This is a genomic window from Flavobacterium sp. P3_A6 (genome assembly GCF_056403035.1).
The window spans coordinates 20,349-42,202 of record NZ_JBFUGG010000022.1 but is presented as its reverse complement, the minus strand read 5'-3'; the positions used below and the strand labels follow the sequence as shown (position 1 = coordinate 42,202).

At 32.3% G+C, this 21,854-nt stretch carries 22 protein-coding genes; all 22 read left to right on the top strand.

Annotation, left to right across the window (positions count from 1 at the left end):
* Window positions 1-6 precede the first annotated feature (6 nt).
* The 22 genes from AC1DVP_RS17445 to flxY all read left to right on the top strand — a co-directional run bounded on the left by AC1DVP_RS17445 (window position 7) and on the right by flxY (window position 21,703).
* Window positions 7-477, top strand: a complete 471-nt coding sequence (locus tag AC1DVP_RS17445; RefSeq protein ID WP_477184755.1) for a hotdog family protein — start codon at window positions 7-9, stop codon at window positions 475-477.
* A 5-nt stretch (window positions 478-482) separates the two neighbouring features.
* Window positions 483-887 carry a flexirubin biosynthesis protein DarG gene (gene DarG / locus AC1DVP_RS17440; RefSeq protein ID WP_477184754.1) on the top strand — a complete coding sequence of 135 codons (405 nt, stop codon included), beginning with the start codon at window positions 483-485 and terminating at the stop codon, window positions 885-887.
* Window positions 887-1,885: a BtrH-related acyltransferase DarH gene (gene darH, locus AC1DVP_RS17435; RefSeq protein ID WP_477184753.1), complete on the top strand. Its 999-nt coding sequence runs from the start codon at window positions 887-889 to the stop codon at window positions 1,883-1,885. Before DarG ends, darH begins: the two co-directional genes overlap by 1 nt.
* A 66-nt stretch (window positions 1,886-1,951) precedes the next feature.
* On the top strand, window positions 1,952-2,650 hold the full coding sequence (locus AC1DVP_RS17430; protein ID WP_477184802.1) for an ABC transporter ATP-binding protein: 699 nt from the start codon (window positions 1,952-1,954) through the stop codon (window positions 2,648-2,650).
* Entirely contained in the window at window positions 2,640-3,923 is a 1,284-nt protein-coding gene (locus AC1DVP_RS17425) for an ABC transporter permease (RefSeq protein WP_477184752.1), read from the top strand. The genes AC1DVP_RS17430 and AC1DVP_RS17425 overlap by 11 nt, the downstream gene beginning before the upstream one ends.
* Window positions 3,898-4,347, top strand: coding sequence for an acyl-CoA thioesterase (locus AC1DVP_RS17420; protein WP_477184751.1), 450 nt, complete (start codon window positions 3,898-3,900; stop codon window positions 4,345-4,347). The genes AC1DVP_RS17425 and AC1DVP_RS17420 overlap by 26 nt, the downstream gene beginning before the upstream one ends.
* A gap of 1 nt (window position 4,348) precedes the next feature.
* Window positions 4,349-5,479 carry a beta-ketoacyl-[acyl-carrier-protein] synthase family protein gene (locus AC1DVP_RS17415; RefSeq protein WP_477184750.1) on the top strand — a complete coding sequence of 377 codons (1,131 nt, stop codon included), beginning with the start codon at window positions 4,349-4,351 and terminating at the stop codon, window positions 5,477-5,479.
* 2 nt (window positions 5,480-5,481) lie between these two features.
* Complete coding sequence (locus tag AC1DVP_RS17410) at window positions 5,482-6,099, top strand: 3-oxoacyl-ACP synthase (RefSeq protein WP_477184749.1); 618 nt, start codon at window positions 5,482-5,484, stop codon at window positions 6,097-6,099.
* 2 nt (window positions 6,100-6,101) lie between these two features.
* Window positions 6,102-6,359, top strand: coding sequence for a phosphopantetheine-binding protein (locus AC1DVP_RS17405; protein WP_477184748.1), 258 nt, complete (start codon window positions 6,102-6,104; stop codon window positions 6,357-6,359).
* A gap of 135 nt (window positions 6,360-6,494) precedes the next feature.
* Window positions 6,495-7,697 carry a beta-ketoacyl-[acyl-carrier-protein] synthase family protein gene (locus tag AC1DVP_RS17400; RefSeq protein WP_477184747.1) on the top strand — a complete coding sequence of 401 codons (1,203 nt, stop codon included), beginning with the start codon at window positions 6,495-6,497 and terminating at the stop codon, window positions 7,695-7,697.
* A 10-nt stretch (window positions 7,698-7,707) separates the two neighbouring features.
* Window positions 7,708-8,772, top strand: coding sequence for a beta-ketoacyl synthase N-terminal-like domain-containing protein (locus AC1DVP_RS17395; RefSeq protein ID WP_477184746.1), 1,065 nt, complete (start codon window positions 7,708-7,710; stop codon window positions 8,770-8,772).
* 32 nt (window positions 8,773-8,804) lie between these two features.
* A complete protein-coding gene (locus AC1DVP_RS17390; protein ID WP_477184745.1) occupies window positions 8,805-9,542 on the top strand; it encodes a polysaccharide deacetylase family protein in 738 nt (245 codons plus the stop codon).
* The gene (lolA2, locus tag AC1DVP_RS17385; protein WP_477184744.1) at window positions 9,532-10,167 is read left to right on the top strand and encodes a flexirubin biosynthesis/transport protein LolA2; all 636 of its coding nucleotides are present in this window, start codon (window positions 9,532-9,534) and stop codon (window positions 10,165-10,167) included. Before AC1DVP_RS17390 ends, lolA2 begins: the two co-directional genes overlap by 11 nt.
* Window positions 10,145-10,771: a flexirubin biosynthesis protein LolB2 gene (gene lolB2, locus AC1DVP_RS17380; protein WP_477184743.1), complete on the top strand. Its 627-nt coding sequence runs from the start codon at window positions 10,145-10,147 to the stop codon at window positions 10,769-10,771. The genes lolA2 and lolB2 overlap by 23 nt, the downstream gene beginning before the upstream one ends.
* An 8-nt stretch (window positions 10,772-10,779) precedes the next feature.
* A complete protein-coding gene (locus tag AC1DVP_RS17375) occupies window positions 10,780-11,382 on the top strand; it encodes an outer membrane beta-barrel protein (RefSeq protein WP_477184742.1) in 603 nt (200 codons plus the stop codon).
* 4 nt (window positions 11,383-11,386) lie between these two features.
* Complete coding sequence (locus AC1DVP_RS17370; RefSeq protein WP_477184741.1) at window positions 11,387-11,758, top strand: ApeI family dehydratase; 372 nt, start codon at window positions 11,387-11,389, stop codon at window positions 11,756-11,758.
* A gap of 34 nt (window positions 11,759-11,792) precedes the next feature.
* Window positions 11,793-12,275, top strand: coding sequence for a hypothetical protein (locus tag AC1DVP_RS17365; RefSeq protein ID WP_477184740.1), 483 nt, complete (start codon window positions 11,793-11,795; stop codon window positions 12,273-12,275).
* A 15-nt stretch (window positions 12,276-12,290) separates the two neighbouring features.
* Window positions 12,291-13,472 (top strand): DUF2062 domain-containing protein, encoded by a 1,182-nt coding sequence (locus AC1DVP_RS17360; RefSeq protein ID WP_477184739.1) that lies wholly within the window; start codon window positions 12,291-12,293, stop codon window positions 13,470-13,472.
* A 4-nt stretch (window positions 13,473-13,476) separates the two neighbouring features.
* A complete protein-coding gene (locus tag AC1DVP_RS17355) occupies window positions 13,477-17,160 on the top strand; it encodes a 1-acyl-sn-glycerol-3-phosphate acyltransferase (protein ID WP_477184738.1) in 3,684 nt (1,227 codons plus the stop codon).
* Complete coding sequence (locus AC1DVP_RS17350) at window positions 17,160-18,674, top strand: phytoene desaturase family protein (RefSeq protein WP_477184801.1); 1,515 nt, start codon at window positions 17,160-17,162, stop codon at window positions 18,672-18,674. Before AC1DVP_RS17355 ends, AC1DVP_RS17350 begins: the two co-directional genes overlap by 1 nt.
* 63 nt (window positions 18,675-18,737) lie before the next feature.
* Window positions 18,738-20,405 carry a C45 family autoproteolytic acyltransferase/hydolase gene (locus tag AC1DVP_RS17345; RefSeq protein ID WP_477184737.1) on the top strand — a complete coding sequence of 556 codons (1,668 nt, stop codon included), beginning with the start codon at window positions 18,738-18,740 and terminating at the stop codon, window positions 20,403-20,405.
* Window positions 20,405-21,703 (top strand): flexirubin biosynthesis putative acyl-CoA ligase FlxY, encoded by a 1,299-nt coding sequence (flxY, locus tag AC1DVP_RS17340; RefSeq protein ID WP_477184736.1) that lies wholly within the window; start codon window positions 20,405-20,407, stop codon window positions 21,701-21,703. Before AC1DVP_RS17345 ends, flxY begins: the two co-directional genes overlap by 1 nt.
* Window positions 21,704-21,854 lie beyond the last annotated feature (151 nt).

The following is a 21,854-nucleotide window of genomic DNA, read 5'->3' as shown; positions in this document are numbered from 1 at the left end:
AAAACTGTGAATAAGGAAGAAACATCTAAACCTGTAAATATAAAACATTATTTGCCTCATCGCCCTCCAATGCTGTTGGTGGATTATATTTTGGAGATTGATGATGAGAAGGTAGATACTATATTTGAAATTAAAACGGAAAATATATTTCTTGAAAATGATTTTTTCACAGAATCTGGTTTGGTAGAAAATATGGCACAAACCTGTTCTATGATTGTTGCCAAAGATTATTTTATTGATGAAAATAATAATGATAAGCCGGGAGCGAATGTGATTGGTTTTATTAGCGGGATTAAAACTTTAAAAATATATACTTTGCCTAAAGCAGGCACAACAATTGTTACTAAAGCTATCTTAGTTTCAAAATTTATTACCGCTTCATATAGTTTGTGTACTATAAAATGTAAAACTTTAAAAGCAGAAGAAATACTATTAGAAGGAGAGATTACATTATTTATTCAAAATAATAAATCCTAGAGAGAATGAAAAAAGAAGAAGTACCTCAAGACAAAGGCAATCTTTCTAAAACAAATATGAAAGAGCTGGTTTATGCTACAGATGAAAACGGCAATTATACAACTGCTTTAAGTTCAGGTTGGGAGCCAAAAAGTATTGCTCTTTCTAATTCTATTGAAGAAATTAGTGAACGAATTGCTATTGCTAAAACTCAGGTCGCAAACAATGAAGTAAGCCCTATTAGTTATTACATGGAATTGTGCAGAATGGATATCGGTGTACTTTCCAGTTATGTAGGAATGTGGCAATGGCGAGTTAAAAGGCACTTTAAACCCAAAATTTTTGCAGGATTAAGTGACGGAATTTTAAAAAAATATGCTGATTCTTTTAATATAACTGTAGAGGAATTGAAAAATTTTAAGACTAATTAATGAAAACCGATTTTACACACTATCAATCTGCTCACTGTGAAAACGGAGTTGCTTCCAATTTGTTAAAACATAATGGATTGAATATTAGCGAGCCAATGGTTTTTGGAATTGGTTCGGGACTTTTCTTTGTTTATCTTCCATTTTTAAAAGTAAATTACGCTCCTGCAATAAGTTATAGGCCTATGCCAGGACAAATTTTTAATAAACTGGCTAAACGTTTGGGCTTGAAAATTAAGAGGCAAAAATTTTCCAGCGAAGCGAATGCCATTAAAGCATTGGACGAAAATTTAAAAAATAATATTCCTTCCGGATTGCAGGTTGGGGTCTATAACCTAACGTATTTTCCTGATGAATATCGTTTTCATTTCAATGCTCATAATTTAGTAGTTTATGGGAAAACAGAAACTAATTATTTAATTAGCGATCCTGTTATGGAAAACGTAACTACATTAACACATGAGGAGTTAAATAAAGTACGTTTTGCCAAAGGAGCTTTTGCGCCAAGAGGCCAAATGTATTATCCTATTCAAGTTCCTTCAAATGTAGATTTGAAAGGGGCAATTATAAAAGGCATAAAGAATACCTGTCGGGATATGCTAGCACCAATGCCAATAATTGGTGTTCGTGGCATTCGGCTTGTAGCTAGGCTAATTAAAAAATGGCCAGTTAAAGAAGGGACAAAAAAAGCAAATCATTATTTGGCTCAAATTGTCAGAATGCAGGAAGAAATTGGGACTGGCGGTGGTGGTTTTAGATTTATATATGCTGCCTTTTTGCAAGAAGCTGCAGTTGTATTACAGAATGACGAGTTGCAAAATTTGTCACTGGAAATGACCGCTATTGGTGATTTATGGAGAGATTTTGCTGTCGAAGCTTCAAGAGTTTATAAAAATAGAAGTACCAAAGTGGATGTTTACAATCTGCTTTCTGATGAACTTTTAGCTATTGCCGATAAAGAGGAGGAATTTTTTAAGAAACTGAAGAAAGCAATAAGCTAAATAAAAATCATATTGAAATCAATTATCCAAATATCCAATTTGTCTAAATTATACAATGATGCCGAAATGTATTCATTGAATGATTTTTCTATGGATATAAACGAAGGAGATATTTTTGGACTGCTTGGGCCAAACGGGGCAGGGAAAACAACATTAATTTCGATTCTTTGCGGTTTAGTAAAAGCTAGTTCAGGTTCATTCACTATTGATGGATTAAATTATACAGCTAATGCCAATGAAATCAAAAATAGAATTGGTGTTGTTCCTCAAGAATATGCTTTATATCCAACCTTGACAGCCAGAGAGAATTTGCTGTATTTTGGAAGTATGTATGGTTTGAAAGGAAATGATCTTAAAGAAAAAGTAATAGACAGTCTGGATCTGCTGGGATTATTGAAATTTGCAGATAAACGTATCGAGACTTTTTCGGGTGGAATGAAACGTCGCGTTAATTTGATTGCCGGGATATTACATAATCCTAAAGTGCTTTTTCTTGACGAACCTACGGTAGGAGTAGATGTGCATTCAAAAAATGTTATTATTGATTATCTTAAAGAACTCAATAAAAATGGAACAACTATAGTTTATACATCACATCATTTGTCTGAAGCACAAGATTTTTGTACTCACATCGCTATAGTCGACAGAGGAATAATTTATGCACATGGAACACCTAAGGATTTAATTACAGCTACTGCCAATGCTAGAAATCTTGAAGATGTTTTTATTTCATTAACAGGAAAAGAACTGAGAGATGCTATATAAACTTTGGATGTCTGTTTACAAAGAATTCTTGTTGTTAAAGCGGGATATGGGAGGTGTTGTGACTCTTTTTTTAATGCCATTAGTGCTAATTATAACGGTTACGCTTATTCAGGATAGTTCCTATAAAAAAGGACAGGAAGTTAAGATTCCAATTCTTTTGGTTGATTATGATAAAGGGAAAGTTTCTAAATCGCTTTTTGATAATTTAAAAAAGAGTGATGTTTTTAGTGTTATTACCACTTTTGATAATAAACAAATTACTGAAGCAGAAGCTAAAGAAGCAGTTTTTAGAGGGAAATATCAAATGGCAATTATTATTCCGCCGCATTTGAGTATTGATTTGCAAGCTAAAATTGACCAAAATGTTCAACAAATTGTAAGTAGTTTAGGTTTCTCAGATTCATTGGCAATAAAACCAAATGCAAAAGTTGTCAATCAAAAAGAGGTAAAACTTTATTTTGACCCAGCCGTGCAGCTGAGTTTTAGAAGAGGCGTGATGAGTGGCATCGACAAAATGATTTCTCAAATAGAAACCAAATCGATTTATACTTCTTTTCAAGATGAATTGGGCGGAGAGGATGCCAAATTTGAACAAAAAAGTTTCATTACATTCAAAGAGATTATTCCAAAAATAAACAACAAAGAGATACTTCCAAATTCGGTTCAGCATAATGTTCCTGCCTGGACACTTTTTGCTATATTTTTTATAGTAATTCCGTTGTCAATCAACATGGTAAAAGAAAAAACACAAGGAACTTTTGTACGGTTGCGAACCAATCCTGTTTCTAATGGAATTGTATTGGCAGGTAAAACGGTGATGTATTTAATTATTTGTTTGATACAGTTTTACATGATGATTGCGGTTGCTGTATTTTTATTTCCGCATTTGGGATTGCCAGCTTTAAACGTTGAAGGAAATTTAATTTTGATGAGTATAGTGGCACTGTTTTCAGGCCTTGCAGCAATTGGTTTTGGAATGTTGTTGGGAACTATTGCCAAGACCCAAGAACAATCGGCTCCATTTGGAGCTACTGCAGTAATTATTTTGGCAGCAATTGGCGGTGTTTGGGTTCCTGTTTTTGCCATGCCAAAAGTTATGCAGGTTATTGCACAGTCCTCACCAATGAATTGGGGCTTAGAAGCCTTTTATGATGTACTTTTGCGTAACGCATCCATATTGGATTTGCTGCCAGAATTATTTTTATTGTTTTTATTTTTTATAGTTACCACAACTTTAGCATTGCTGTATGATAAGAAGAAAAGAGCTGTTTAAAGAAGCGGCCGCTTTGACCGTTTCACATGATATTCGTGTTCGATTTAACGAAACAGATTCCCTTGGAATAGTTTGGCATGGTCATTATATTACTTATTTTGAAGATGGGAGAGAAGCTTTTGGACGCAAACACGGACTTGCATACTTAGATGTTTTTGCCAATGAATTTACAACTCCGATTGTAAAAACAACTCTTGAGCATAAACTATCATTGCGTTATGGCGAAGTGGCTCGAATAGAAACAACTATTGTAGATACGCCTGCGGCAAAAATGATTTTCAGGTTTACAATTTATAATATAAAAAATGAAGTAGTTTGTACGGGAGAAACCGTTCAGGTTTTTCTAGATAAACAAGGAGAACTAATGTTGACAAATCCTCCTTTTTACACGGAATGGAAAAGAAAAGTTGGCTTAGTAAAATAGCATGATGAAAGAAGTTTATATAACCGGAACGAATTGCATTACGCCCATTGGGTTTGATGTGGATGCCAATATAAAAAATATTGGTAATGTAGTTTCCGGTATTCAGCTGCAGGATAATCCAAAGTTGTTAAATACGCCTTTTTATGCAGCAGTTATTAATGATTCGGCATTGGATCTGGCTTTTGCCAAAGTGGCTTCTGTAAATAAATATTCGAGATTAGAAAGAATGATGATTTTGGCTTTGGAACCAATCATTAAAAATGCAAAAGTTGAATTAAATGAGCGTACTGCTTTTATTCTTTCAACAACAAAAGGAAACGTAAATGCTTTAGAAAATCCCAGTAATATTGAATTCGCTTATTTGAATGCATTAGCCAAAAAGATTGCTGGTTTTTTTGGATTTAAAAGGGAACCAATTGTGGTTTCTAATGCTTGTGTTTCGGGAATATTAGCTGTTACCGTAGCCAAAAGATTGATTCAGGCTGATTTGTACGACAATATATTTGTTGTTGCGGGTGATGAAGTTTCAAAATTTGTTATATCAGGATTTAACTCCTTTCAGGCGATGAGTAATTTACCATGTAAGCCTTATTCGATTAATAGAACCGGAGTAAGTTTAGGAGAAGCAGCAGCTGCTGTTTTGGTTTCTTCAAATAAAGAAAATGCCAAAATAAAAATTATAGGTGACGGTTCTATCAATGATGCAAACCACATCTCGGGGCCTTCCAGAACTGGGGAAGGTCTTTTTAGGAGTATTCAAAGTGCATTGGCGGAAGCCAAAATAAACAGTGATCAAATCGATTATATTTCAGCTCATGGTACAGCGACTCCTTTTAATGATGAAATGGAAGCTATTGCGTTAAATAGATTAGGACTTGAAAATGTACCGGTAAATAGCCTTAAAGGTTATTATGGTCATACATTAGGCGCTTCGGGATTGCTGGAGACAGTTATTGGAATACAATCGGTTGAAGAAAATAAGCTGTATGCTTCATTAGGATTTGATGCTATTGGAGTGAGTCAGCCCATTAGAGTTATTGAAAAAAATGAAGATGCAGCCATTCGTTATTTTTTAAAAACAGCTTCAGGTTTTGGAGGATGCAATACGGCTGTTTTATTTGAAAAAGTATAATAATGACAGTAAATAAGAATTATATTCACTCTTTTTGTTCTATTCAGAAAAATACAATTTTTTTGAATGGAGAAATGGTTTTTAATACTGAAGATGATTTGTTTGCTGGTTTTTCAAAGAAAGCCTATCAGCATTTTGAAATGAATTATCCAAAGTTTTTTAAAATGGACAATTTGAGTAAGTTGGCAATTTTAGGAGCCGAATTACTTTTAGAGACAGCTGATGAAAACTCGGAGGAGAACAATACAGCATTAGTTTTTGCTAATAGATCGTCGAGTTTAGATACCGACTTAAAATATCAAAATTCTATTTCAGATTCAGAGAATTATTACCCTAGCCCAGCAGTTTTTGTTTACACATTGCCTAATATTTGCTTAGGAGAAATAAGTATTAAGCATCAATTGAAAAGCGAAAATTCTTTCTTTATATTTGCGGATTATGACCCGGTATTTATGGAAAACTACTGTAATATACTTTTGGAAACCCAAAAGGCAAATAAAGTTTTATGCGGATGGGTTGAATATTATAATGAAGAGTATAAAGCCTTTCTCTATTTGGTAGATAAACAAGGTAAAATAGAACACAATCATAAACAATTAAAAAAACTATACAATCAATAATTATGGAAGCATTAAAAGAAGAATTAAAAAGTAAAATAATAGAAGTTTTAAACCTTGAAGATATTGCAGTTGCAGATATTAATGATAATGATGCTTTATTTGGAGATGGTTTAGGACTTGATTCTATTGATGCATTAGAACTTATTGTGATGTTAGATAAAGATTACGGTATCAAATTAGTGGATCCAAAAGAGGGAAAAACTATTTTTAAATCTATCGAAGTTATGGCTGCTTATATTGCTGAGAATAGACTTAAGTAAGCTAGGCTCTTGGGATTATCTGATATTTTGATTTTTAGAAGCTAATATTTTTCTGAAAGAAGAGAATTTAGATAATCCAATAATCTATAATCCAATAATCTATAATCCAACTGTCCAATAATCTAAAATCTAAACATGAATAAAGGAGTTGCCATTACAGGAATGGGTATTATTTCTTCAATCGGAAATTCGGTTGATGAAAATTATAACGCATTGTTGAATAGCCATGCAGGGATTACAACTATCGAAAATATTGCGACGGTTCATGCTGATGTGATTAAGGTTGGCGAAATTAAAAAGACCAATCAAGAGTTAATCGATGAATTGAAATTAGCAAAAGACAATAATTTTTCCCGAACTGCCATGCTTGGAACTATTGCTGCCAAACAAGCGGTAAAAAATGCTGGAATTACTTCTATTAACGAATATAGAACTGGATTGATCTCTGCGACAAGTGTGGGCGGAATGGATATGACGGAGCGCTATTATCATGAATATTTTGAAAATCCCAATGTTGTAAAATACATCAGCAGTCATAATGCAGGGGATAATACCAATAAAATTGCCAATGAATTAGGACTGAAAGGTATGGTAACTACCATTAGTACTGCTTGTTCTTCTTCTGCCAATGCTATTATGTTAGGAGCAAGAATGATAAAATCAGGTAAACTGGATCGGGTTATTGTTGGTGGGGCTGATGCGCTGTCTAAGTTTACTGTAAACGGTTTTAAAACACTTATGATTTTATCGGATGGCTATAATAAACCATTTGATAATGATCGAAAAGGACTAAATCTAGGCGAAGCCGCAGCCTTTTTAGTTTTAGAATCAGAAGAACTGGTTAAAAAAGAAAACAAAAAAGTGTTAGCAAGAGTTTCTGGTTATGCCAATGCTAATGATGCCTTTCATCAAACTGCTTCTTCAGAAAATGGGGACGGCGCTTTTCTGGCAATGGAAAAAGCGTTTAAAATAGCCCAATTGCAACCAGACCAAATTGATTATGTCAATGTTCATGGTACTGCAACGCCTAATAATGACTTATCCGAAGGGAGAGCGATGGTGCGATTGTTTGGTGAAAATAAAGTGCCGGACTTTAGTTCCACAAAGCCTTTTACAGGACATACTTTGGCCGCTGCCGCCGCTATTGAAGCAGTGTATAGTGTGCTGGCCATTCAGAATAACGTGGTTTTCCCAAATTTGAATTTTGAATCTCCAATGGATGAATTTGATTTGATACCGCAAAGGACTTTAAAACATGCAACTATAGAACATGTGCTTTCTAATTCTTTTGGATTTGGAGGAAATTGTTCGACTCTGATATTTTCTAAAAGCGAATAATACATTAATAATGAGCAAGATTTATATAAATGGATTAGGTTGCATTTCGACCCAAAAGACTTTTGATACTCTTTTTCTTGAAGAAGTTGTGGTAAATGAGGCAGATACTGTTTTTCCAATACATCCGCCTGTTTATAAAGATTTTATATCCCCAGCAGCAAGCAGAAGAATGGCTAAAGGAGTCAAAAATGGAATAGTTGCTTCGACTCTTGCTTTGAGAGGAGCCCAGTTGGAAACCGTTGATGCTATCATCACTGGAACAGGGATGGGATGTATCGAAGATTCGGAGAAATTTTTGAAAGCGATTTTGGATAATAATGAAGAATTTTTGACACCAACTTCTTTTATTCAATCGACACATAATACCGTTGGTGGTCAAATTGCTTTAGGACTGCAATGCAAAGCGTATAATTTGACATATGTAAATGGTTCCATTTCTTTTGAATCGGCACTTTTTGATGCCAAAATGTTGATTGAGGAAGGAGAAGCCTCTTCTATATTAGTAGGCGGAATAGATGAAACAGCCAATTATACGATGTCATTATTCAAACTGGCGGGGTTTATAAAGGAAGAAAATCCTGGTGCTAATTCATTTTTGGAATCTACAACCAAAGGAGTTGTTCTGGGTGAAGGAGCTACTTTTTTTGTAGTAGAAAATGAAGAGAAAGAAACAACAATAGCCGCCGTTTTGGATATTGAAATTCTGAATAAATTAGAAATTGATGAGGTAGAAAAGAAAGTTGTTACTTTTCTTGCTTCCAATAATTTGAAATTAACCGATATTGATGCAGTAGTTTTGGGCTATAATGGCGATGTGGATTCGGATTTGTATTATGAACAACTTTCACAAGTTACTTTTAAAAATACACCACAGGTATATTATAAGCATTTAAGTGGCGAGTACGATACCGCTTCTGCATTTGGATTATGGGTTGGAACTAAAATTATCCAGACTCAAAATATACCTTCTATTGTAAAGATAAATAGAATAAATAAAGAGGCTTATAAAATGATTCTTTTGTACAATCAACGCAATGGAATAGATCATAGTTTTACTTTAATTTCAAGCTGTTGAAGCATATCCTAACAAATATTTTTTTTATTTTGATGCTGCTACTGCTCGCTTTAGCAAGCTTTTATGTAGTGATTGAAATCAAATATTTTATACTCATTGGGTGTTTATGGTTTTTGATTGTATTTATTGGTTCTTCATTTATTGGTTCAAATTACCATATAAAAGCCTTTTGCGGTAATCCGTCAATAACCGAAAAAAAAATTGCAATAACATTTGACGATGGTCCCAATGAAATGACAATTGCTGTTTTGGAAATTTTGAAAAAGCATAATGCCAAAGCTGCTTTTTTTTGTATTGGTAAAAATATTGAAACGCATCCCGAAATTTTAAAAAAAACAATAAATCATGGACATACGATAGGAAATCATTCGTATAGCCATGCTCCTTTTTTTGATTTTTACAATAAAAATCAAGTCATTGCCGAAATTGAAAAGACAGATGTTTTGATAGAAACTATCTTAGGAAAGAAAACCACTTTATTCAGACCACCTTATGGGGTTACAAATCCTTCCATTCGCAAAGCTTTATCAGTAACGAAACACAAAACAATTGGTTGGAATATTCGGTCATTAGATGGAATTATTAAAAACCGAAAATTTTTATTAGACAGAATAATTAAAAGAATTAAACCTGGAGGAATTGTACTTTTGCATGACACATCTATTGAAACGGTTAATGTGTTAGAGCAATTGCTCTCTTTTTTAGAAAAAAACAATTACAGTGTTGTTCCTTTAGAAGAACTCTTGAACATAAAAACGTATGAAGACTAAAATAGTTATAGTATTGATTTTTTTGAATGTTTATCAATTTCAATCTTGGGCGCAGGATCAGAAAATGACTGACAATGAAATTACTGCTTTTAAGCAGTCAGTGGCGGTGGTGTCTAAAAAAATAAAGACTTTAAGTACTGATTTTGTACAATACAAGCATCTTGATTTTCTATCAAAAGATATTGAAACTTCGGGGAAAATGATTTTCAAAGAACCAAATTCTTTGCTTTGGCAATATAAAAAACCATACAGCTATACAATCGTTTTTAAGAATGGAAAAATACTTATTAATGACGAGGGAAAGAAAAGTGCTGTAGACATTGGAAGCAGTAAATTGTTTGGAAAAATTAATAAACTGATTGTTGGAAGCGTGAGTGGAGATTTATTTGATGATAAAGAATTCTTGATTTCGTATTTTAAAAATAAAGATCAAAATACAGCCAAGTTTATTCCCAAAGATGCCACTTTAAAAAAGTATATTAAGCAAATAGATTTAGCTTTTGATAAAGAAGATGCGACTGTGATTCAGGTTAAATTATTAGAATCCTCTGCAGATTATACTCGGATTGTCTTAAAAAATAAAGTAATCAATGCCAAAGTCGATGAAGCTTCTTTTTCGAATTAGTAGTATTGTAATCTTTTTATTTGCATCATGTGCCAGTAATAAAGTAGTAAAGGATTACAAAACTGTCCCTTTAGAAACAAGCGTTTTTGAAGTTCCATATTTTTCAAATCAAGCAATAGATTATGTGTATAAAGCCAATATTTCGATTTATGGTAATGAATTAACCGGCATTTTTATTGCAAAAAAAATAAGCGATACCACGCATAGAGTTGTTTTTACTACTGAATTTGGCAATAAACTACTCGATTTTGAAATTTCTGAATCAGATTATAAAATCAATTTTATTCTGGAAGAATTGGATAGAAAATTATTGATAAATACTTTGGTAACTGATTTTAGATTGCTTTTGCGAAGTCATTATACCACAAGCAGTCAATTTGATAACAGCGAGGAACGAATTTATGAAGCTTTGGATAAAAATAAAATGAATTATCTTTTTGTTTCAAAAGCTACAAATAAATTAAGTAAAATTGTACATAGTACTAAAAGAAAAGCAATAATTAGCCTCTATTATACTTCTAAAAATGATATTTTTGCCGAAAGGATTATCATCGAACATCAAAATATAAAATTAAAAATTGAACTAAATTATTTTAACCAATAAGTGAAATTATGAATAAGAAAAATCAAATTAACAAAGGTATACTGGTTTTACTCTTTATTTTTTTTGGAATGTATAATGCTCAATCTCAGGTAAGTTTTCGGCCTGGATTTAGAGGAGGAGCTAATTTTTCTCACTTTACAAAGGGAGATTACTATTATTATAGTGATCCTACGGATACTAGGCGTGATGATAATTATTCTTCAATAACAAATTTTTATATTGGTTTTTATGGTGCTTTGAAATTAACGAAACATTATACTTTACAGCCTGAGATTAATTATTCAGCTCAAGGTTCTGATTACAGATCAGCAACAGTTTACAAGAACTTCAAAGTTGATTATTTGTGTTTTCAGATGATAAATAAATTCACATTTTCGGATAAATTTAATGTACATTTGGGACCAACACTTGAATTTGTTGTAGATAAAAACTTTGATGTAGATGCTGATGTCGATTTGGCGTTTGTACTTGGTACAGGGATTAATATAACTCGTAATTTAGGAATTGAATTAAGAGTCAAAAAAGGAATTGTGCCAGTAATTGATTATAATGAGAGTCATACCAATGTGGTTTTTTCGGTGGGAGGGACTTATACTTTTGATGTAAAATAAAGCTATGTTGTTAAAAGATTTTTATACAGTAAACGTGTTGGAAAACACCGTTGATTCTAAATATAATGCACAAATCACAATCAATGAGAAGCATGATGTTTTTCAAGGACATTTTCCAGGAAATCCTATTATGCCAGGTGTTTGTATGATGCAGATTATAAAAGAGTTAACGGAACAGATTACTGCATGCTCTTTATTTATGGAATCTTTGAGCAATGTTAAATTTATGGCTTTAATTAATCCATTTGCAAATCCAGACCTGCTTTTAGAATTAGATATTATTACAACAGATGATAATTTGGTTAAGGTTAAAAATGTTAGTTATTTTGACCAAACGGTTGCTTTGAAATTAAGTTGTATTTATAAGAAAGTATAATTAAAATACTGTAAATAATTTTAATTTGAATGTTATGAAAACTACCTTTCTTTTTATTTTCTTTTTTTTCGCTAATCCTTCTCTGACAGAAATCAGAAAGTTATATATGACTGCCTCTACAACTGAGAGCGTTGCAAAAGAGATGGCTGCAAAACTAATGGACATTACTAAAGAGGACAATAATAAAGTTTTAGTTGCCTATAAAGGAGCGTCAATAATTATTCTTTCCAAACTGGAAAAAAAAGTAGGAGACAAGTCTAAAAAATTCAAAGAAGGAGCAGCCTTATTGGAATATGCTGTAACTGCAGAACCCAACTCGGCGGAGATACGGATGATTCGCTTGAGCATCCAGGAAAATGTACCCAAAGTAGTGAATTATAGAGGGAATAAGAAAGAAGATAAAAAGTTTTTATTAGATCATTATAAAGAACAAACAGGAGCTTTAAAAGCTTATATAGGTGAATTTATAGCACAATCCAATAGTTTTACTGCTATTGAAAAACAATTGGTTGAATAGTTTAAGAATTTAAAAATGAATACTAGTTTTTCAGAAGCAAAACGTATGGATCAACATAAAGTTTGTGTTATTATCCCAACATATAATAATCATAAAACTTTAAAACGTGTTATAGATTCGGTTTTGCAATATACTTCTGCTATTATTATTGTAAATGATGGTTCTACAGATAGTACTATTCAAATCCTGAAAGAATATTCTAACTTGATTCAAATTCACCATTCTAAAAATTCAGGAAAAGGATTAGCCCTTCGCAATGGTTTTAAAAAAGCGTTAGCATTAAACTATAATTACGCCATTACAATTGATTCTGATGGACAGCATTTTGCCTCTGATATTCCAGCTTTTTTAACGGCTTTAGATATGAACTCAGATACGCTTTTGATAGGAAGCCGCAATATGGTTCAGGAAAATGTACCTAAAAAAAGCAGTTTTGGAAATAAGTTTTCAAATTTTTGGTTTTGGTTCGAAACTGGAAATAAATTGGATGACACACAGTCAGGTTTTAGATTATATCCTTTACGAAAAATTCCAGTTCATTATTTTACAACCAAGTTTGAGTTCGAAATTGAAGTTATTGTTCGTTCGGCTTGGAAAAATATACCAGTAAAAAACATTCCTATTCAGGTTTTGTACGATCCAAAAGAGCGGGTTTCCCATTTTAGACCCTTCAAAGATTTTACCCGAATTAGTATTCTTAATACTGTTTTGGTTATTATTGCTTTGATTTATATTAAACCGAGAGATTTTTTTAGGAAACTAAAAAAAAAAGGACTTAAACAATTTTTTCTAGAAAATGTGCTTGAAAGTAATGATTCGAATACTCGAAAAGCGGTTTCAATTGCATTAGGAGTTTTTATCGGAATTTGTCCTTTTTGGGGATTTCAAACCATTTTGGTATTGTTTTTGGCTGTTTTGCTAAAGCTTAATAAAGCCATTGCTTTCGCATTTTCTAATATAAGTTTCCCCCCTTTTATTCCGTTTATTATTTATGGTTCACTCAAAATAGGAAGCTATTTTATTACCAGTAGCAAACTATTGATATTAAACACGAACATGACATTTGCGGATATTCAAAAAAATATTGTCCAATACCTTGTTGGAAGTTTTATTTTAGCGACTTTTATGGCTGTACTTTTTGGACTTACAAGTTATTTGCTATTGACTTTGGTTGATAATTTAAAACATAAAAAATAGCTGCATGCAAAAAAAACTATTCGATTTATATACATTTATAACTTCCAGAAAACTCCTTTCGCTTGGTATAGCGGTTGCTATGGTGTTATTTTTAGGGTTCTTAGCTTTTAGAATCTCTTTTCAGGAAAATATAAATCAATTAATACCTTCTAACGACCAGTCTGGAATAACTTCAAAAGTATTAGATCAGGTTAATTTTGCTGATAAAATTACAATTATAATTTCCACTAAAGAAAATGGCTCGTCAGAGAATCTGACTGATTATGCCAATGTTTTTTTAGATAGTCTAGAATCTTGCAAACCCTTTATTTCCAAAGTGCAAGGCAAGATTGAAGAAGAAAATATTCAGGAAACTTTTGATTTTGTATATGATAACCTGCCGCTTTTTTTGGATCAAAAGGATTATGGACATATTCAGGAAAAACTGCACAAAGACAGCATTGCCAGTAGTGTTGCGACCGATTATAAATCCATAGTTTCTCCTGCTGGACTGGTATCTAAAGATTTTATTCTTAAAGATCCGCTTGGTATTTCTTTTATTGCTTTAAAAAAAATGGAGCAGCTAAGTGTAGGTGATGACTTTGCTATCGAAAACGGATTTGTTTTAACTAAAGACAAAAATAATTTATTGCTTTTTATTACTCCCAAATTAGCGACGAATGAAACAGACAAAAACACGTTTTTTATAAGTAATCTGGATAAAATCAAAGCGAATTTAAATCAACAGTTTAAAGGTAAAGCAGAGATGACTTATTTTGGAGCTACGCCTGTGGCTGTTGCCAATGCTACGCAAATTAAATCAGATGTTCAAAGCACTTCTGTATTTGCGGGAGTTACCTTGATTTTAATACTTGCTTTTTTTTACAGAAGTATTACTACTCCAATAATTATTTTTATCCCTTCTTTGCTGGGAGCTTTGTTTGCTTTGGCTGTTTTGTATATCTGTAAAGGGAGCATATCGGCTATTTCTTTAGGAATAAGTTCTATTTTATTGGGAGAAACTACTGATTATTCGATATATGTTTTAACTCATTTGAGAAATAACAAAAATGTTAAATTGCTTTTCAAAGACATTACAAGACCATTGTTGCTTTGTGGGATAACTACATCAATTACGTTTTTATGTTTGTTTTTTATCAAGTCTGAAGCGTTACAGGATTTGGGTATTTTTGCAGGATTGAGTGTAGTTTCTACTTCTGTTTTTTCTTTAATTTTAATTCCGGTTTTGTACAATTTTAACTCCAAAGTTCTTATTCAAAAACCAAATGTGATTGACAATTTGGGTGCTTATTCGTACCATAAAAGTAAATTTTTGGTAGGTTTGGCGTTGGCATTATTTATAGTCTCACTTTTTACGTATTCAAAAGTTACTTTTAATAATGATCTTTCGGATTTGAATTTCATGACTCCAGAATTGAAGCTGAATGAGAAGAAATTAGATAAAATTGCAAATAACAATGATTCTAAATCTATTTATTTAGCTGCTTACGGTAAAAGTTATAATGAGGTTGTAGCGAATAACAATACTCTTTTTAAAGTATTGGAAAAGGATAAAGCTGGTAAGAATATTTTAAATTTCAGTTCCATTGGCGGAATTGTTTTTTCTGCAGAGATTCAAAATCAAAAAATCAAGGAGTGGAATTCTTTTTGGAATTCACAGAAAAAAGCAAATTTGAATCAGACTTTAATTAGCGAAGGAAATCGCTATGGTTTTAAAGCTGATGCTTTTTCTGGTTTTTTTGATTTGCTTGATAAGAACTTTAAGCTAGTAACTATTGATGACTATTTTAAAGTGAAATCTTTTTATCTTGATGAATTTGTAGCGCAAAAAAAAGGATTTTTCACTATTTCGACTTTAGTAAAAGTTGCCAATGAAAAAAGGGATGTTTTTGTAAAACAAATAAAAAAACAGTCCCATTTGGTTGTAATTGACAGGCAAGAAACTAATGAGACTTTTTTAGGAACATTAAAAATGAATTTCGAAGACCTTGTTGATTATTCTTTTATTGCAGTCTTTTTAGTCCTAATATTAGCTTTCAGAAAAATTGAATTGGCTATTATCAGCATTATTCCAATCCTTATAAGTTGGATTTTTACAACTGGACTTATGGGACTTTTTGGACTGCAGTTTAACGTAGTTAACATCATAGTTTGTACTTTGATTTTTGGAATTGGAGTTGATTATAGCATTTTTATGACTACAGCGTTACAAAAAGAGTTTACATACGGGAAAGTTCAATTGCCAAGTTACAGAACTTCAATTATACTATCGGTAGCTACAACAATTTTAGGAATGGGGGTACTTGTTTTTGCCAAACATCCTGCACTAAAATCTATATCATTAATTGCTATTATAGGGATATTTTCGGCACTGATGATAACATTTATTATTCAGCCGTTAGTTTTTCATTTTTTTATAACTAATAGAGTGAAAAAAGGAAAAGCTCCTTATGAAATTAAGAGATTATTACATTCAGTTGTTTCGTTTACTTATTTTGGGCTAGGGTGTATAGTATTCTCGTTAGGAAGTGCAATTTTGATGGTAATTTTGCCTTTTTCAAAAAAAACAAAACTAAGAGGATTCCATTTTTTAATGTCAAAGTTTATGCATTCGGTTTTGATAAGTTATCCTTCCATAAAAAGAAAAATAAATAATATTCCACAAGAAACCTTTGATAAACCTGCCGTAATTATAGCCAATCATAGTTCATTCCTCGATATTTTGGCTATTGGAATGTTGAATCCAAAGATTATTTTCTTAGTTAGCGATTGGGTGTATAATTCTCCAGTTTTTGGAAAAGGAGTTCGTTTAGCTGGATTTTACCCGGTTTCAAGCGGTATGGATAAAGGTGTAGAACATTTGCGTTCCAAAGTGGAGGAAGGTTTTTCCATAATGGTTTTTCCAGAGGGAACACGATCTGAGGATAATGTGATTAAACGATTTCATAAAGGCGCTTTTTATTTGGCAGAGCAATTGCAATTGGATATAATTCCAGTTTTTATTCATGGATATTCTGAAGCTTTGCCCAAAGGAGATTTTGTTATCAATGGAGGAAATACGACAGTGACAATTCTAGACAGAATTTTGAATGATGATACTTCTTTTGGCAGTAACGCATCAGAAAGAACTAAAAAAATAAGTAGTTTCTTTAAACTGCAATATAAAAAGCTGCGTTTAGATTTAGAAGGTGTCGATTATTTTAAAGCTAAGCTTATGAATAGCTATGCTTTCAAGGAAATACAGATATTAAATGCAATAAAAGTTAATGTAGAGCAAAATCTGCAGCTATATTATGATTTGAATAAATGGATAGATTCTAAAGCTAGAATACTTCATTTTGGGAGCGATTATGGGCAATTGGATATATTATTGGCATTACAAGAACCACAAAGAAAAATTGATTCGGTTATTTTTTTAGAAGAAAATAGAGCGATTGCCAAAAGCAATTATTTACTAAAGAAAAGAAAGATTCATTATTTGGATCAAAATGAACTGAATACTTTAAAAAAGTATGATGTAGTATTAATTTCGGATGAAGATGGAGTAAGCAGTTTGAGTGAAGTATGTAATTTGGCAAACACTGTAATTGTATTGAAAAATAAAAAATTAAAAGAAACAATAGCGTCATTTGGTTTTCAAACTGAGCATGAAACAGAAGAAATGATTGTATTAAAGAAAGCGATATGATGAAGGAGCATTATGATGTTGTTGTAATTGGAAGCGGACTAGGCGGATTAGTTTCGTCTATAATTTTAGCCAAAGAAGGCTATAGCGTTTGTGTGCTGGAAAAGAACAATCAGTTTGGAGGCAATTTGCAAACGTTTGTTCGTGATAAAATAATTTTCGACACGGGAATTCATTACATTGGAGGATTGAGTGAAGGTCAAAATCTATATAGATATTTCAAATACATTGGGATTATGGACAGTTTGAACCTTAAGAAATTGGATGAGGATGGATTCGATATAATTTCTTTTGAAGATGTGGATACGGAATTTCCACATGCTCAAGGGTATGATAATTTTGTGAATCAACTGGTTAAATTTTTTCCTGAGGAAAGAGAAGCTATAAGCAAATATTGTGAAGTAATTATTAGCACCTGTGATACATTTCCCCTTTATAATTTAAGAGCAGAGGGACGATATGACAACGATATTCTATCTGTAAATGCAAAAGATTTTATTGCAGGATTGACTGATAATAAAATACTGCAGGCTGTTTTTGCAGGAAGCAATTTTTTATATGCAGGAAGCGGAGCTAAATCCCCTTTTTATGTACATGCGCTCACGGTTAATACTTATATGCAAAGTGCATGGCGTTGTATAAATGGTGGCAGCCAAATTACAAAACAGTTAATTAAACAGCTTAAAAAATATGGAGGAGTTGTTTTTAAGTATAAAGATGTTAATCAGTTAATTACTGAAAATAATATTGTTTCTAAGGCCAAAATGAAAGACGGCACGAGTGTTTCTGGAAAATATTTTATATCAAATATAGATCCTAAAGTTACTTTGAAATTAGTGGGAGAAAACCATTTTAGGAAAGCCTTTGTAAACAGAATTTCGAGTTTAGAGGGAAGTATTTCCGCTTTTAGTTTATATATAGTTTTCAAACCAAAAACGTTTAGGTATTTAAATAAGAATTATTACCATTGTAAAAATAGTAGTGAAGTATGGGAAGCTCAAAATTATAATGAGGAAACTTGGCCAAAAGCATTTATGGCATCCATGAATGCTTCTAAAAAAGATGATGGTTGGGCAGAAGGAATGACTTTCATTACTTATATGAAGTATTCTGATTTAGAACCATGGGAAGATACTTTCAATACTGTGGCCGATGTTAATAATAGAGGCGAAAGCTATGAGGATTTTAAAGCTCGTAAAACTAGTCGTTTTCTAGAAGCAGTAGAAAAAAAATTTCCTGGAATAAAAGACTGTATTAAATCGGTACACACTTCTACACCATTGTCGTACAGAGACTATATTGGAGGTTATAATGGAAATATGTATGGTTATGAGAAAGATTCTGATAATCCAATGAAGACATTTATTCCTTCAAAAACAAAGTTAGATAATTTATACTTAACAGGTCAAAGCGTCAATATGCATGGCGTTTTAGGCGTTACCATTGGAGCAGTTGTTACTTGTTCCGAAATTTTAGGGAAAGATTATTTAATAAACAAAATTAATCAGACAGCTTAGTGAAAATAAACGGAGCATTACTATAATGTTTATATAACAATAGAAAATTATGAATGGTTGCATATGAAAAAACAGATTTTATATATTTTTTTCTTTGTTTTATTCTTTGCCTCTTGCGGTACCTCAAAATCGATGCGTCATCAACCGGGAATAGCAGCGTATAATAATGCAATACCTGTTATTAAAAAACAATCGGATACCATCTTTTATACTGGAAATAATTTTTTACTTAAAAATAAACAGCATTTATGGGAACTATATGCCGAAGGTGATCCATTGGAAAGAGGATTAGCTATTGGCAGTTTGACAGACTCTTTACTAAAAAAACAAGAACATATTCTATTTGATAAAGTAAATGAATTGATTCCTTCGGATTTTAAGAGATTAGTACTTCGAAATTTCCTGAAATGGTTCAATAGGAAATTATATCTCAATGTTGATAATGAGTTTCAAACTGAAATTTATGGAGTTTCTCAATATGCACCAAAGGATTTAAGCTATATAGCGCCCTCTTTTTTGAGAGACTTATATTTGCATGGTGCTCATGATATAGGTCATGCAGTTCAAGATTTAGCAATTGTAGGATGTACGTCATTTGCAGTTTGGGGCAATAAATCGGATGACGGAAATTTGATTTTAGGCAGAAATTTTGATTTTTATGCAGGTGATGATTTTGCAAAAGAAAAAATAGTAGCCTTTATTAACCCAAAAGACGGCTATTCATTTATGATGGTAACCTGGCCAGGAATGATAGGTGTTTGTTCAGGGATGAATGCCGAAGGATTGACAGTAACTATAAATGCGGGTAAATCTAAAATTCCATTAATTGCCAAAACGCCAATTTCTATTGTAACTCGTGAAATTTTGCAGTATGCCAGCACTATTGATGAAGCTATTGCAATCGCAAAAAAAAGAAAAGTATTTGTTTCCGAATCGATTATGGTTGGCAGTGCCAATGATAATAAAGCTGTTTTGATTGAAATTGCACCAGACAATTTAGATGTTTTTGAAGCCCCCAACGGTAATGAATTAATTTGTTCCAATCACTTTCAAAGTGAGGCTTTAAAAGATAATAAAAGAAATTTGAATCAAATAAAGAATAGTCATTCCCAATATCGTTTTGACCGGATGTCACAATTACTTAATGAAAATCAAAAAATAACTCCGCAAATTGCTGTGGATATCCTTAGGAATAAAGATGGAATTGATAATGTGCCATTGGGGTATGGTAATGAAAAATCCATTAATCAACTATTAGCCCATCACGGAATTGTTTTTAAGCCAGCTCAGCGGCTGGTTTGGGTATCTGCAAGTCCTTATCAATTAGGGGAGTTTGTCTGTTACGATTTGAATGCAATTTTTAAAAACAAAAAAGAGAATACTGCCAGTTTTGCTTCATTAGAAAATGAAACAATGAATATTCCGCCCGATCCGTTTTTAAAATCAGCGGCTTATCAAAACTATACTCAATTTCGCATCGAAGATAAAAAGATGGATGCTGTTTTATCGAATAAAACCAATTTGCCTTTGGGAGATTATATTGGTTATTATCAATCTTTAAATCCTGATTATTGGGTTGTTTATTATAAAGCAGGATTGTACTTTTATCAAAATAAAAAATATGATTTAGCTCAAGATCAATTCGAGAAAGCATTGACTAAAGAAGTTACTTCACTTATTGAAAGAGAAAAGATTAGCAATTACTTAAAAAAAATAAAAAGAAAACGATAATGATTCCAAAAATAGAATTAGATGCTAAAGCCGAAATACAATCGTTTCAGGAACAAAAGCTGCAGGAAGTGTTACATTATGTAAATACAAATTCACCCTTTTATAGTTCCTTCTTTGCTAAAAATAATATTGATATTGCCAGTATAAAAACAATTGAGGATTTAGCTTTATTACCTGTTACATCAAAGGAAGATTTACAAAAGCATAATGATGATTTTTTATGTGTTCCAAAGAATAAAATCATTGATTATGCCACTACATCGGGCACTTTGGGAGAACCGGTTACATTTGGGCTGACAGATAATGATTTAGATCGTTTGGCTTATAATGAAGCCATTTCATTTGATTGTGCAGGAATAAAAGAAGGTGATGTTGTGCAATTAATGACTACAATAGACCGTCGTTTCATGGCGGGATTGGCCTATTTTTTGGGGCTTCGAAAAATGAAAGTAGGAGTGATTCGTGTAGGCGCAGGAATTCCCGAATTACAATGGGATTCAATTATGAAGTACAAACCAACGTATTTAATTACTGTTCCATCTTTTTTATTAAAAATGATTGAATATGCTGAACAGCACAATATTGATATTAATAATTCGGGTGTAAAAGGCGCTATTTGTATTGGAGAGCCTATTCGAAATCAAGATTTTACTAGTAATGCTTTGTGTAAAAAAATAACGGATAAATGGAAAATTAAATTGTTTTCCACTTATGCTTCGACCGAAATGAGTACTGCTTTTACCGAATGCAGCCATGGAGTAGGAGGGCATCATCATCCGGAATTAATTATTGTCGAAGTATTGGATGAAAATAATAATCCTGTTTCAAATGGCGAATCAGGAGAATTGACCTTCACTACATTGGGAATAGAAGCGATGCCCTTAATTCGCTTTAAAACTGGTGATGTTGTGCAGCTACATACTGATCCTTGTTTATGCGGGCGAAATACATTGCGTGTCGGACCAGTAATTGGAAGGAAACAGCACATGATTAAATATAAAGGAACCACATTGTATCCGCCGGCGATGAATGATGTTCTAAATGATTTTACAGCTATCGAAAACTATATTATCGAAATTACGACCAATGATTTGGGTACCGATGAGATTTTGATAAAAATTGCAACTCAAAATCCAACAGCCGTGTTTTTGCAAGAATTGAAAGATCATTTTAGAGCCAAATTGCGTGTTACTCCAAAAATTGAATTTACTGCCAATGAAGTCTTAATTCCATTAATTTTTAATCCAAACAGCAGAAAGCCAATTCGGTTTTATGATAATAGAAAAAATATACTTTAAACAGAAATTCAATTTAAATCACTATTTTATTGCAGTTGTCCGGAATGATTTTTAAGCTTTTAAATAAATTTCAATATGTTAAACATTGGATTAATCATAGATGAAAAAGTTGCTAATATAGGTAGCTTTCTTGTTGGTAGGTTGTCTTTTT

Bases quoted from the DNA above. Each gene is read 5' to 3' on its own strand.
- AC1DVP_RS17395 (WP_477184746.1), top strand. From the start codon at position 7,708: ATGAGCAAGATTTATATAAATGGATTAGGTTGCATTTCGACCCAAAAG.
- AC1DVP_RS17350 (WP_477184801.1), top strand. From the start codon at position 17,160: ATGAAGGAGCATTATGATGTTGTTGTAATTGGAAGCGGACTAGGCGGA.
- AC1DVP_RS17365 (WP_477184740.1), top strand. From the start codon at position 11,793: ATGAAAACTACCTTTCTTTTTATTTTCTTTTTTTTCGCTAATCCTTCT.
- AC1DVP_RS17425 (WP_477184752.1), top strand. From the start codon at position 2,640: ATGCTATATAAACTTTGGATGTCTGTTTACAAAGAATTCTTGTTGTTA.
- AC1DVP_RS17420 (WP_477184751.1), top strand. From the start codon at position 3,898: ATGATAAGAAGAAAAGAGCTGTTTAAAGAAGCGGCCGCTTTGACCGTT.
- lolA2 (WP_477184744.1), top strand. From the start codon at position 9,532: ATGAAGACTAAAATAGTTATAGTATTGATTTTTTTGAATGTTTATCAA.
- AC1DVP_RS17400 (WP_477184747.1), top strand. From the start codon at position 6,495: ATGAATAAAGGAGTTGCCATTACAGGAATGGGTATTATTTCTTCAATC.
- AC1DVP_RS17390 (WP_477184745.1), top strand. From the start codon at position 8,805: ATGCTGCTACTGCTCGCTTTAGCAAGCTTTTATGTAGTGATTGAAATC.
- darH (WP_477184753.1), top strand. From the start codon at position 887: ATGAAAACCGATTTTACACACTATCAATCTGCTCACTGTGAAAACGGA.
- AC1DVP_RS17415 (WP_477184750.1), top strand. From the start codon at position 4,349: ATGATGAAAGAAGTTTATATAACCGGAACGAATTGCATTACGCCCATT.
- AC1DVP_RS17375 (WP_477184742.1), top strand. From the start codon at position 10,780: ATGAATAAGAAAAATCAAATTAACAAAGGTATACTGGTTTTACTCTTT.
- AC1DVP_RS17405 (WP_477184748.1), top strand. From the start codon at position 6,102: ATGGAAGCATTAAAAGAAGAATTAAAAAGTAAAATAATAGAAGTTTTA.
- AC1DVP_RS17370 (WP_477184741.1), top strand. From the start codon at position 11,387: ATGTTGTTAAAAGATTTTTATACAGTAAACGTGTTGGAAAACACCGTT.
- AC1DVP_RS17360 (WP_477184739.1), top strand. From the start codon at position 12,291: ATGAATACTAGTTTTTCAGAAGCAAAACGTATGGATCAACATAAAGTT.
- AC1DVP_RS17410 (WP_477184749.1), top strand. From the start codon at position 5,482: ATGACAGTAAATAAGAATTATATTCACTCTTTTTGTTCTATTCAGAAA.
- flxY (WP_477184736.1), top strand. From the start codon at position 20,405: ATGATTCCAAAAATAGAATTAGATGCTAAAGCCGAAATACAATCGTTT.
- AC1DVP_RS17430 (WP_477184802.1), top strand. From the start codon at position 1,952: ATGTATTCATTGAATGATTTTTCTATGGATATAAACGAAGGAGATATT.
- AC1DVP_RS17355 (WP_477184738.1), top strand. From the start codon at position 13,477: ATGCAAAAAAAACTATTCGATTTATATACATTTATAACTTCCAGAAAA.
- AC1DVP_RS17345 (WP_477184737.1), top strand. From the start codon at position 18,738: ATGAAAAAACAGATTTTATATATTTTTTTCTTTGTTTTATTCTTTGCC.
- DarG (WP_477184754.1), top strand. From the start codon at position 483: ATGAAAAAAGAAGAAGTACCTCAAGACAAAGGCAATCTTTCTAAAACA.
- lolB2 (WP_477184743.1), top strand. From the start codon at position 10,145: ATGAAGCTTCTTTTTCGAATTAGTAGTATTGTAATCTTTTTATTTGCA.